Annotated in this window: 15 protein-coding genes; all 15 read right to left on the reverse strand. The window is 68.7% G+C overall.

Features of this window, described 5'->3' with window-relative positions; all coding sequences use genetic code 11:
- Positions 1-618: hypothetical protein (locus FJZ36_16090; protein MBM3216421.1), on the reverse strand; the 618-nt coding region annotated here is incomplete at its 3' end.
- Positions 618-1,865: a hypothetical protein gene (locus tag FJZ36_16095; GenBank protein ID MBM3216422.1), complete on the reverse strand. Its 1,248-nt coding sequence runs from the start codon at positions 1,863-1,865 to the stop codon at positions 618-620. The genes FJZ36_16090 and FJZ36_16095, both read right to left, overlap by 1 nt.
- Before the next feature lie 351 nt (positions 1,866-2,216).
- Positions 2,217-3,017: a hypothetical protein gene (locus FJZ36_16100; GenBank protein ID MBM3216423.1), complete on the reverse strand. Its 801-nt coding sequence runs from the start codon at positions 3,015-3,017 to the stop codon at positions 2,217-2,219.
- Entirely contained in the window at positions 3,007-3,282 is a 276-nt protein-coding gene (locus tag FJZ36_16105) for a hypothetical protein (GenBank protein MBM3216424.1), read from the reverse strand. Before FJZ36_16105 ends, FJZ36_16100 begins: the two co-directional genes overlap by 11 nt.
- Positions 3,279-3,590: a hypothetical protein gene (locus tag FJZ36_16110; protein ID MBM3216425.1), complete on the reverse strand. Its 312-nt coding sequence runs from the start codon at positions 3,588-3,590 to the stop codon at positions 3,279-3,281. Before FJZ36_16110 ends, FJZ36_16105 begins: the two co-directional genes overlap by 4 nt.
- 76 nt (positions 3,591-3,666) lie before the next feature.
- Positions 3,667-4,308 carry a hypothetical protein gene (locus FJZ36_16115; GenBank protein MBM3216426.1) on the reverse strand — a complete coding sequence of 214 codons (642 nt, stop codon included), beginning with the start codon at positions 4,306-4,308 and terminating at the stop codon, positions 3,667-3,669.
- Between the two features lie 26 nt (positions 4,309-4,334).
- The gene (locus FJZ36_16120) at positions 4,335-4,820 is read right to left on the reverse strand and encodes a hypothetical protein (protein MBM3216427.1); all 486 of its coding nucleotides are present in this window, start codon (positions 4,818-4,820) and stop codon (positions 4,335-4,337) included.
- A complete protein-coding gene (locus FJZ36_16125) occupies positions 4,817-5,383 on the reverse strand; it encodes a hypothetical protein (protein MBM3216428.1) in 567 nt (188 codons plus the stop codon). Before FJZ36_16125 ends, FJZ36_16120 begins: the two co-directional genes overlap by 4 nt.
- 215 nt (positions 5,384-5,598) lie before the next feature.
- Positions 5,599-6,111, reverse strand: a complete 513-nt coding sequence (locus FJZ36_16130; GenBank protein ID MBM3216429.1) for a hypothetical protein — start codon at positions 6,109-6,111, stop codon at positions 5,599-5,601.
- Positions 6,112-6,129: 18 nt separating this feature from the next.
- Positions 6,130-6,540: a DUF1320 domain-containing protein gene (locus tag FJZ36_16135; GenBank protein MBM3216430.1), complete on the reverse strand. Its 411-nt coding sequence runs from the start codon at positions 6,538-6,540 to the stop codon at positions 6,130-6,132.
- Between the two features lie 144 nt (positions 6,541-6,684).
- Positions 6,685-6,981 (reverse strand): hypothetical protein, encoded by a 297-nt coding sequence (locus FJZ36_16140; GenBank protein ID MBM3216431.1) that lies wholly within the window; start codon positions 6,979-6,981, stop codon positions 6,685-6,687.
- Between the two features lie 34 nt (positions 6,982-7,015).
- On the reverse strand, positions 7,016-7,906 hold the full coding sequence (locus FJZ36_16145; protein ID MBM3216432.1) for a hypothetical protein: 891 nt from the start codon (positions 7,904-7,906) through the stop codon (positions 7,016-7,018).
- A gap of 27 nt (positions 7,907-7,933) precedes the next feature.
- Positions 7,934-8,872, reverse strand: coding sequence for a hypothetical protein (locus tag FJZ36_16150; GenBank protein ID MBM3216433.1), 939 nt, complete (start codon positions 8,870-8,872; stop codon positions 7,934-7,936).
- A 73-nt stretch (positions 8,873-8,945) separates the two neighbouring features.
- The gene (locus tag FJZ36_16155) at positions 8,946-9,344 is read right to left on the reverse strand and encodes a DUF2190 family protein (GenBank protein ID MBM3216434.1); all 399 of its coding nucleotides are present in this window, start codon (positions 9,342-9,344) and stop codon (positions 8,946-8,948) included.
- Positions 9,345-9,392: 48 nt separating this feature from the next.
- On the reverse strand, positions 9,393-9,956 hold a 564-nt coding region (locus FJZ36_16160; GenBank protein ID MBM3216435.1), incomplete at its 5' end, for a hypothetical protein.

A 9,956-nucleotide genomic window follows, 5' to 3' on the forward strand; every position in this document is an offset into this window, starting at 1 on the left:
CGCGCTCCCGAAGTCGATGAAGGGCGTGACGTACGTCCCGCTGGAGGCGTACACGCCGCCGCTCTGGGTCAGGACGACCGCGCCGCCGTCGTCGCTGGGGTCGGACGCCGGCGACAGGTTCACGCTCTCGGTGTTCGTGAAGGCTCCGAGCTGGTTGCCGGAGCCCCCGCCGTCGAACGACAACACCTCGTCGCCGAGCGAGCCGGTCGCAGACGTGCTTTCCGCCGTGATCCGCCGCGCGTCGCCCTGCCGGATGATCCGGCTCAGGTTGTCCGCGAGCGAGCCGCGCAGGCGCGTCTCCGGCGGCATCCGGCAGAACGCCAACCGCAGAAGCGCCTCGTACGCCCATATCCGCGTGAATCGCGCCTCGATGCCGATATCCACCGCGCCGGTGACGATCCCCGCCAGCGCGTCCGTCTCCGTGCGCGTGTCGAAGGCGCGGACGAACCTGCCCGCGCTCAGCTCCGGCAGTTGGTCGTCGTCGCGCGGGATGTCGAACCGTATCTCGCCGATGCCGCCGATCTCCCGCGTGAACCGAATGCGCGTCGCGTTCCGCAGGATCGTCAGCCGCTGCGCGTTCCCGGCGTCGTAGACGTGGATGCGGTAGAACCTGCCCATCAGGCGTGCCTCGCGCGGTAGTGGACTTCGACGCCGAGGGTCCCGCCGGTCGGCGCGGCGAAGTGCAGATGACACACGCCGAGATCGTCCGGCTCCAGCTCGAAGAACCGGCCGTTCGTCGCGGCGAGGTCGTCCGCCTCGACGTGCGAGGCGTTCCAGCGGCGGGCGGTTCCCCGCGCCATGTCGATGGCACAGCCCCGGTCGCCCGTCGAGTAGTCGAGCGCCCCATCCCGCGTGAACGACACGAGCTCTGCCGATCCGAACGGCGACGCGGAGCCCGTCTGCTCCAACTGGACATCGTCATACTCGACGACGCCCGACGCCGCTCCGAGCAGGACTCGCGCCTCCGACGTTCCGTTAGGGACGCCCTGGCACACGACGACGAAGCGCGTCCATGCCGACGTCGCCGACGGAGCCGCCGTGTTCGTTCCGAGCAGAGCGCCGGAGGAGTCGCGCCACGCGATCGCCACATCCGCCGTGCCGCTGGACGCCGTGCGTAGGTAGCCGGAGAAGGTGTGCGTCTCGCCGCCGTTCACGGGAACCGACGTCCGCAGCCGGTCCGCCACGCCCACCGAGACCGCCCGTCCGCCGAGCCGACCGGAACCGCTCACGACCAGCGGCGATCCCGCGTCGACCGTCCAGCTCTCCGGCACGGAGAGCCCCCGCTCGAACGACGGGTTCGCGAGCAGATTCCCGCCCATCCGTCGGATCTCCGGCGTCCAGACCGCTCCGGCGTTCAGGGTCACTCGGATCGTCGGAGCCGCCGGGACCGAGCCCGCGTAGTGGAAGACGAGGTTCCGCGTCACCGTCGCAGCGTTCAGAAGCGTGATCGTGCCGGACTGGTGAGTCGATTCCGCGTCCGACCACGCGCCGTCGAGCACGGCGAGCCGCGCCGCCACCCGGAGCGTGCTCCCGCTGCTGCCACCGACCCGCTCGTAGGAGAGCCCCTTGAGCCGCGCCCGTGCGACGCGGTCCAAGTCCGTGTCCGTCACGGACAGGTCGCCGGAATGAAGCGCCTCGGCGAAGCCAGCGAACGCCTGGCGCAGCTCCGACGGCGTTCCTTCGGTCAGGTAGCCCGACAGGACGAGCTCCAAGGAGCCGCCGACCGACGACGGAGCCTGGACGATCCCGCCCCGCCGACCGACGACTACCGCATCGCCCAGGCGCGTCCGCTGCGACACCTCGCGCAGGTCCACCGTGCCGGGAACCGTGTAGGAGAACCCGTTCCCGTCGAGTATCAGGCTCATCCCAGCCACCTCATCCGTTCCACCCTGCGATTTTCAAAGCTCTGCTTCCGCGCCCACTTCCGTCGCTCCCGCGCCTATCTCTCGTCGCTCCCGCGAAGGCGGGAGCCTAGTGGTCAGTTACTTTGGAGACTTCGTCCTCCCCCTATCTCAATCCTCCCCCACGCTTCGCGGGGGGAGGAGGCTATGTCCCCTCCCCCTTGCATGGGGGAGGGTTAGGGTGGGGGTTGGACAAACCGACAATTCACTGTCACTGACCACTAGAGTCCCTGGATTCCCGCTTCCTGGCCCCGCGAAGGCGGGGCTCGCAGGAATGACGGACCAAGGGCGGAATGACGAGCACAGGGAAGCGACCTACCCGCCAAGCCGAATCCGCTCCCGCCGAAGCGCATCGCCCAGCATCCGATGGAACCCCTCGACCTCAGCGATGTCCGCCACCTGCTCGACGTTCACGTCGATCCGCTCGATGTGAACCGTCGTGCCGGATTCTGATCCCCCAAACGCGCGGCCGCCCCGTCCGCCCTGCGACTCGCCGGTACGCCCCTCCGACCGCCCGAACGCCGCGCCTGTCAGAGGGATCGCCGCCAGCGCCGCGAATCCCCGCCGTCTCTCCGCCATCCGACTCATCGCATCTGCCCGCAGAACCATGCCCGCGATGCCTCCCGTGAGCGGAGTCCCCGGACGGCGCGATGCGAGCCGACCCACCGATGCAGACCCGCTTGCCGGCTCGCCCGGCTCTTCGACGTCTGAACCAGGCGGCTCCGACGGCACCGAGGCAGCCCGCGCGCACTCCGTGACCTGCTGAACCGACGCTGCGAGCCTCGCCGTCCGCTCGCCAACAGCCGACGCGTGAACGTCGGCCGCTCGGAACGGCTCGCCGCCCGCGCGTGGCATATCCGCAGCGGCAGGCTCCTGCCTGCCCTTGCGTCCCAGCTCTGCGCCGGACGCGACGGGATCGAGCATACGCCGGGCTCCCGACTGCCGCGACCTCCCAACGCGCCCGACGCGAACGAGAACGCCGCGCGCCCGTTCCCGCGCCGACATGCCCTCCCGCGAAGGCGACGGGCCCTGCTCCGCGAGAACCAGCGCCGGGAGTGCTCGACGAGCGAAGCGTTCCGCCACTCGCAGCACCGTCGCGATCAGTTCACCCAACATGTTGCGGCTCCAGTGTGTCCGGCAGCGGAACGCCGACCTGCGACACCTCGCGCCGCAGATCGCCCGCGTCGAGGTACGCCGACGGCAGCGGCGGCACGATTCCGGCGTCCGGGCTGTCCGCGCTCACGTAGCGGATCATCGCGAGGTAGTGGCGCGTCTGCCGAGGCGTCATCTCCATGACCTTCCGCCAGTCCCATCCGTAGAAGTGCGCGAACGCCGCGAACAGGTATCCCCAGTGGGTCGTGTCCCGCGACGCCGCGCTCACCCGTTTTTTGCGTCGGCTCCGTCGACTCCCATGACCGCGTCGAGCGCGTTCGCCGCCCGGTCGAAGTACGTCCCGGCGACGAGCTCGCCCACCGCCTCGACGGTGAGCGTCGGGTCCGACTTCCGCAGCGCCAGCCACAGGATGAACCGCGACGCCCGCATTCCCCGCCACTCGGACGGGTCGCGCCCGAAGGCGTCCTCGATGGCGCAGTAGTCGTTCCAGTTGAGCTCGACCAACGGGAACTCGCGTCCGCCCAGCGTGACGGTTCCCTTTGGCGCGTTCGCCATCTCGCGCATCAGGTCGTTCATGCCCCGCCCTCAGCTTTCTGACTGCCGTAGGGGCGGGTCTCAGACCCGCCCCTACATCACCTGCGTTCACGTGCAATCAATCCGCCGCGCGGCGGAAATGGAGCGCGTCGTTCCCGCGGAACCGGATCATCTCCCGCACGATGCCCCGCGCCGGCGACATCACGTCCAGCCCCTCCACCGACGCGAACCCGACGTACCGATACGCCCGGGTCGCGTCCGTGTTCACGAAGAACGAGACGACGCATCGCTCCCCGATAGCCACCATCGACGCCCCCACATCCAGCGAGAAGCTCTCGTCGATCCAGAAGCGCTCCGCGACCGCCTCCCAGCCCGCCACGAGACGGCGGCGCTCCCGATACTCCGAGCCGAGCGTTGTCACGTCCGCGATGGACTCCTCGACCTCCAGCGTCCAGTCGAGGAACCCGCCGACCGGCGCGAGCGTCGCGACGACGTTCCCCGCGCTCGACAGCGTGTAGGGCGGCGTCCCGCCGGAGATCATCACCGAACCCACCGGCTTCGTGATCGCCGCCACGCTCCCGCTGGACAGCGAGAAGTCGGCGGGAACCGCCTCCTCGACGAACGCCCGCGCAATCCGCGTCGAGAGGTCCGCGACGACGTGCTCCGCCGACGCCCCCACCTGGACGAGCGGAACCCCAGCGTAGTCGGTTCGCCCATTCGGCGCGTAGATCGCTCCCAGCCTGCCCATGAACTTCGCCATGGCACTGCCGCCCCTCCGGGTTCCCTCTACGCTCCGGTTCCCGTGAACTTGAGGGTCCCGTTCCCTCGCAAGCGGAATGACGCCGTCACCCGATTGTCCACCGGCACGTGGACCTCGACGCCCTCGACGAACGCCGCGCCGTAGTAGACCTTCCGCGCCCCTGGCGTCGCGCCCTCGACGTAGAGGTTCACCTGAACCTGGTTGTTCGTCGGCAACGTGCCGGAGAAGTCGGGAGCCATGATCGTTTCCCACAACTCGTCTTGGTTGTTCGCCGCCGTGTCGGCGTCCCAGACGGCTTCGACGGACGCGCTCCATCCCCGCAGTCCGAAGGTGTACTTGCGGAACTGGTCGCCGAAGCCCGTCGTGTCGAGCAGCTCCTGCTCGATGTGGAGCCGCCAGTCCGTCAGGTTCCCCACCGTATTCGCCACATCCGGCGCGCTGGGAGCCTCCAGGTTCCCGCTGGGAGCCAGCAGCGACACCTTACCGTTCTTGCCCGCATACGTCGGCATCATGTCACCTCAGGTAGTGTTTCCAGGCTCTGGAACGTGTGCGCCTCCAAGCCGTCGAACGTGTAGCCTTCCCACGCGCCGAAGGTTCCCGCGTCGAAGAAGCCGCTCCGATAGAGCAACGGACCCGTTCCCGCCAACCGCGCCCACCAACGGACGATGCCTTCGCGCGATGTCAGAACCCGCGCGCTCCGAACGACCCCCGTCCCGACATACGCCCGCTTGCCGCCCGGCTCCTCGCCCTCGACGAACAGCGTCAGTTCGATCCGCCCGTCCTCCGCCAGGGAACCCGGGAAACTGTCCGCGAGAAGGCATTCCCAGAGCTCCGACTGCCGGACAGACGCGCTCTCGGCGTCCCAGAGGAGCTCGATCTCCGCGTCCCACGTCTTCAGTCCCGCCTCCAGCGCGCGGTACTCGTCGCTGAAGGTCGTCCCGTCGGCGACCTCCTGGGACACGTCGAGCCGCCAGCGGATCACCTGCCCCAGGTCGTCCTTCCCGGCGGGACCGTCGCCCGTGTCCGGCGCGCGCGCCAGCCGCACCTTCCCATCCTTGCCCGTGTATGTCGGCATGTTCGATCCTCTGCCGTCCGCTCCGCCCCATACCGCGCTGGCGAGCTTCTGGTTCCTTCGCCCCCCCACCTCAGTCCTCCCCCACACTTCGTGGAGGGAGGAGGCTCCATCCCCGCCCCCTCGAATGGGGGCGGGTTAGGGTGGGGGTTGGTTGCCCCGTTCATCACACTGACAGACCACGAGGCTCCCGCCTACGCCGGAGCGACGGACAAGCCCTATGGACGCGCGATGCCCTTCTCAATGACGACATCCATCTGAGCCGCCAGGATCGGATGCGGCGCGAAGACCGGGTTCGTCGTCCTCGGACCCCCGCGCAGACGCCCCAGTACGACCCGCGCCACGCGCGCGTCGTGGCAAAACCCATCCAGCGTCGGGTTGAACCGCATCACCGTCGCGATCCGATCCGTCAACTGCATCAGGTTCTGCGCGAGCCGCTCCGAATCCCCCAGCGCCACGTCGTAGCCCACGACCCGGTAAGTCAGCCGCAGCCGGTTCTCCGCGCTCAGCGTCCACGGCGATTCGTCCGCGAGCGTCCCCTCGATCTGAATCGCCGGGAACTGCGCCACCGACGCCTGAGCCCCCAACTGGATCGACGACGGCGCAACCGCCCGATCCCCCGACTTCAGGACGGCGGCGTTCGCGTCGAGAACCCCCTTGAGGCGGTTCAGCCCTTCGAGAAGATGCTCTTCGGCTGCTGCCTCATCCTCTGTGACGACGACATACGCCATCGCGACGCCCCCTGACCGTCAGAACTCCCGATCCATCGTCATCCGAGGAGCCGACGACACGCCCGCGTCGGCGACCGCCTTGCGCTCCGCCTCCAGCGAAAGGCTCCCGTCGGCGATCCCGTCCAGCAGAAGCTCTCCCAACTCCCGATGCCGCCGCGCGCCCGACTGGACGTTCGGCTGGCTCGTCGTCTCGTAGAGAACCTCCGCGACGGAGCCCGCCGCCAGGTTCATGCTGACCAGCCGCAGGAGCTCCAAGTCCCCCGCGCCCGCGAGCGGCAGGTCGTAGAAGCCCCGAAGCCGCCCGTCGATCGTCGCGTCCGCCAGCGGGATGTGAAGCCCCGTGATGTCGGCGTCCGTCACGGGAGTCGTCGCGTCGAACGCGATGTTCGCGAAGAGCCGCTGCACATCCTCGACCGTGCTGTAAGCCATCACGCGGACTCCTCATCCAGCGCCTGCGCAAGCGCCCGCAGGATGCCCGTCACGAGCGGGGCGTCCGACCCCTTCACGTCCGCCCGCTCGACGATCTCCAGCAGCGCCGCGCACTGGAGCGGCGTCAGCAGGATCGTCAGCAGGTCAAGCGCGGGCGAGGTAGTCATCGACCTGCTCCTGCGCCGTCGCGCCCTGCGGGACCCAACCGACCTGCTCGAAGAACGCCTCCCGTGCGGCATCGCTCATCGCAAGCAGCTCCGACGCCAGCGCGTCCTTCTCGACCTCGTAGAGGTCGTCGAGCCGGGCGAACTCCGCGCCCTCGGCGTCCCGCTGCGCCGTCGTCCAGAAGGGGTACTCGTCCAGCCGCAAGCCGTTGGCAGAGAGCCAGCCGTCCAGCCGCTGCCTCCGACGCGCCTTGAGAACCGATTTCGTCTCCGGCATCGCGCCTGCTCCATTCTCCGGTTAGGGGAGCCTCTTACGACGCGCTGAACGTCACGGTGTCCGCCCATTGCGCCAGCATCAACTCGACGACGATGTGCCCAACACCCGTCTCGCTCCCGCCCAACTGCACCTGGAACGCGATCGTGTCCGGGTCTTGAGTCACGCTCGTCGAGAACGCCGGGGTCGATGGCGATGAAAGCGTCGAGTCGGTTCCCACCGTTTCGACGGTTCCCGCGCCCATGACTCCGGCGTGCAGGTAGAACACCACCTGCCGCGAGCCGCATCGGTATCCGTTCCCGCTGTTCCCGCCTCGGAACGCGAACCAGATTCTCGCGCAGAACACATCGTAGTTCCCCGCAACGCTTCCGAAGTTCAGCTTCAGGAAGGTCGCCGGAGCCGCGTACGGGAACGTGAAGTTAGGACGGCTGTAGCGATGGAGCGTGTTGAGGCTCGACCCCTCCTTCGCCGAGACCCAATCCATGTGGTTCCCGTTGACTTGCCGCCACAACATGCCCACCCCGAAGGGCCTGCCGCTGGCGTCCACGCCCAAGCCGTTGTCGCCCAGCGACGCGCCGCCGCCGACGTAGCTCACGGCGAAGGTGTTCGCGCTGTCGTCGTAGCCCGCAGCGTATCTGTCCGCGCCGGTTCCGCCCGAGTTGTCCTGGTAGATGAGCGCGGCGTCCTGTCCCGCCGACGCCCCGATGAGCCGACCCCGCGTCGCATCACCAGCCGCCGAGAGCAGCTTCCCCGCGTTCCCCGCCGCGCCGTTCACCAAGTTCCCGCCCGCCGCGAACGACGCGATCCCGTGCAGAGCCGCATCGAGCCGATCCAGCAGCGCCCCGTGATCGAGCGTGAAGTCGAACGCATCGACGCTCGAATCCGTCGCGCGGCTGAATCCGTGGTTCGCGGTGTTCGTCCGCGCCATGTATCCGCCTCCTCCGCCCGCTGAGCCCTACGCCACCGCGTTCACGATGAGGTACCCCGCCGTGTCCGACACCACCTTCGCATCCCACTGCGCCCGCACGCGGAAGCCGTCCGCGTTCCCGCCGTCCGACTTGCGCCACCGCTCCGTCGCGAAGTCGTAGCCCCGCCAGACGAACCAGTACGCGAACGACAGCGTCCGCAGACCCGCCTGCTCCGGCACGTAGAGCAACGCCGCGTGCTTGCCCCACAACCGCGCGTAGGAGGGCGTCACGCCTTCTGCCGCCGTGTTCTCGATGCCTCTGCCCACCAGCACGCGCTCCACGTCGAACAGACCCGCCAGCAGGTCGGGCGTCACGATCCCCTTCTGCGTGTACTTGATCCGGTCGAGAACCGAGGCGTGGTCCTGCAGCTTCGAGTAGACCTCGTCGCCCAGAACGAGCGTGTTCGGATGCCGCCCGATCTTCCCGGCGATGACGTTGGCGCCCGCGCGGATGTCCTCGATGGGGCTGGAACCGCCGTCGCTCCACTGGTCGGTCCCCGTCAGCGTGACCGTGTGACCCGACGCGTAACTCCCCGCCGAGAAGAGGAGCGTCGCCGCCTCCTTCTCGAACTTCATGAGAACCTTGTCCGTGCAGTACTCCACCGCCTGGCGGTCCAGATCGAGCCCCTCGTCGGCGTTGTCGCGCTCCTCGTCGGCGACGTAGGTCGCCATCGAGTACTGGGTCGTGTTGTAGTTCTGCGTCGAGAGTCGGTAGCCCCCGACGGGCCCCGTCGTCGTCGAAGCCCGCGCGCCCGCGTCGTTGCGGAACCAGTCGCCCTGCGTGAACTCGTAGAACTTGTCCGACGCCTTCCGCACGAGAACCTTCGGGATCGCCCGCGAACCGATCAGGTCGCCGTTGCGGTACTGAACCGAGAGGTTGGACAGCACGCTGTCCTGATGCACGTCCTTCACCGTCGGCAAAGCCATGTAGAAACTCCTCGTCCGATCTCTCACCGCGCGGGGTCGGGTAGCGGCGGGTCCCTGACCCGACCGCCGCTGCTTACGCTCGCTGCTGCGGACCCGTCAGCAAAACCTCGATCACCTTCCCGTCGGCGCTCGACGCGTCCAGCGCGATGCCGTTGTACCAGTCGCCCGACACCGACTTCTTGACCGCCTTCCCGGCGTTGTTCGTCCCGACCGTGTCGCCGATGGCGATCGCCGCGCCAGAGCCATCCGACACGACCTTCGCGATCGCCCCCGCCAGCGTGATGACCTCCGCCGCCTCGCCCGCCGAAGGATCGTTCTGCAGAACCCCGATCGGCACGTCCGCCGCGTTGTCCGGCGCGTCCACCAGCCCGCGCGTCGCCGACAGCTCGACGTAGTGGTACTGCTTCGCCGACAGGTCGTTCTCCGCCACGAAGCTCACCCCGTTGCCCGCCACCAACTGCTGCGTTGCCATCCCGTCCTCCTTGATCCCGAACCGACCCCGCCCGCCTCCGCCTCGCCATCATTCGCTGCGCGCCGCCCGGCGATACGCCGTCACGAGCTCCGGCTGTTCCCGCTGCACGACCCCCAACGCCTCCCCGTAAGACACCTCCCGCGACGGGTCTTCTCCTCGCAACGCGAGCAAACGGCGGCTCACCGCCTCGTCCAGCGCAGCGCATGGGTCCGACACCTCCCCCTCGCCCGCCGAACCCATCTCGTCAAACACCACTTGGACCGGCAGCGTCCGCACGACGCGCTCGAACCGTTCGTCGTCCAACTCGGCGAGCTCCCGAAGCCAGCCCTCCATCGCTGGCGTGACGCGCCCTTCGCGCTTTGCCTCCGCCAGTCGCGACTCCGCCCGCTGACGCGCCAGCGCCGCCCGAAGCCGCGCGTTCTCCTCCCGCTGCCGCACCGTCTCCGACAGGAACGCGCGCTCCTGATCCGTCAGGGCGATTTCCGTCTCTTCCTCCTCGGCGAATGCGTCCGGTTCGCTCAGGTTGATCGTCGCTTCGCGCATCTGCTTGAGGAACGGCCGGTTCGTGAGCGCCGCGCCCAGCATCGTCGGACCGCGCAGCACGCCCGATTC

The organism is Candidatus Poribacteria bacterium, from assembly GCA_016866785.1.
In the GTDB taxonomy this organism is placed as follows: Bacteria; Poribacteria; WGA-4E.

Bases quoted from the DNA above. Each gene is read 5' to 3' on its own strand.
- FJZ36_16095 (MBM3216422.1), bottom strand. From the start codon at position 1,865: ATGAGCCTGATACTCGACGGGAACGGGTTCTCCTACACGGTTCCCGGC.
- FJZ36_16100 (MBM3216423.1), bottom strand. From the start codon at position 3,017: ATGTTGGGTGAACTGATCGCGACGGTGCTGCGAGTGGCGGAACGCTTC.
- FJZ36_16110 (MBM3216425.1), bottom strand. From the start codon at position 3,590: ATGAACGACCTGATGCGCGAGATGGCGAACGCGCCAAAGGGAACCGTC.
- FJZ36_16115 (MBM3216426.1), bottom strand. From the start codon at position 4,308: ATGGCGAAGTTCATGGGCAGGCTGGGAGCGATCTACGCGCCGAATGGG.
- FJZ36_16120 (MBM3216427.1), bottom strand. From the start codon at position 4,820: ATGATGCCGACGTATGCGGGCAAGAACGGTAAGGTGTCGCTGCTGGCT.
- FJZ36_16125 (MBM3216428.1), bottom strand. From the start codon at position 5,383: ATGCCGACATACACGGGCAAGGATGGGAAGGTGCGGCTGGCGCGCGCG.
- FJZ36_16130 (MBM3216429.1), bottom strand. From the start codon at position 6,111: ATGGCGTATGTCGTCGTCACAGAGGATGAGGCAGCAGCCGAAGAGCAT.
- FJZ36_16135 (MBM3216430.1), bottom strand. From the start codon at position 6,540: ATGGCTTACAGCACGGTCGAGGATGTGCAGCGGCTCTTCGCGAACATC.
- FJZ36_16140 (MBM3216431.1), bottom strand. From the start codon at position 6,981: ATGCCGGAGACGAAATCGGTTCTCAAGGCGCGTCGGAGGCAGCGGCTG.
- FJZ36_16145 (MBM3216432.1), bottom strand. From the start codon at position 7,906: ATGGCGCGGACGAACACCGCGAACCACGGATTCAGCCGCGCGACGGAT.
- FJZ36_16150 (MBM3216433.1), bottom strand. From the start codon at position 8,872: ATGGCTTTGCCGACGGTGAAGGACGTGCATCAGGACAGCGTGCTGTCC.
- FJZ36_16155 (MBM3216434.1), bottom strand. From the start codon at position 9,344: ATGGCAACGCAGCAGTTGGTGGCGGGCAACGGGGTGAGCTTCGTGGCG.